Origin of the sequence: Exiguobacterium sp. SL-10 (assembly GCF_004337025.1) — a bacterium.
Taxonomy (GTDB): Bacteria; Bacillota; Bacilli; order Exiguobacteriales; family Exiguobacteriaceae; genus Exiguobacterium.
Window position 1 is genome coordinate 1 of the sequence record NZ_SJUP01000041.1, and the last position, 419, is coordinate 419.

Annotated in this window: 1 protein-coding gene; it reads left to right on the plus strand. The window is 55.1% G+C overall.

The window, feature by feature from the left end:
* The coding region (locus EVJ33_RS15790) for an RHS repeat-associated core domain-containing protein (protein ID WP_201739729.1) at window positions 1-419 on the plus strand (419 nt) is incomplete at both ends.

A 419-nucleotide genomic window follows, 5' to 3' on the forward strand; every position in this document is an offset into this window, starting at 1 on the left:
GCTTTGTTCAGTCAGGACAGACCTACCAAGTCCACGCCGATCACCTGGGCACCCCGAAGGCACTGACCGACGTCAGCGGCCAAGTCGTTTGGAAGGCGTGCTACAGCCCGTTCGGTAAGGCCAGCATCATCATCCAGGGGCCAACCTTCAACCTGCGATTCCCAGGACAGTATTACGACGCGGAGACCGGGTTCCACTACAACTGGCGGCGTTACTACGACCCAGCGACCGGGCGGTACATTACCAGCGACCCTCTTGGCCTGATCGATGGAGTAAACACCTACGGGTATGTGCATGGAAACCCTATGTCCAATACCGACCCGACGGGTGAATTTGCGTTTGTTGGTGCAGGTATTGGAGCTGGGTTGGAGCTACTTAGCCAACTAATCGAAAATAATGGGAGTTGGAAATGTGTTAGT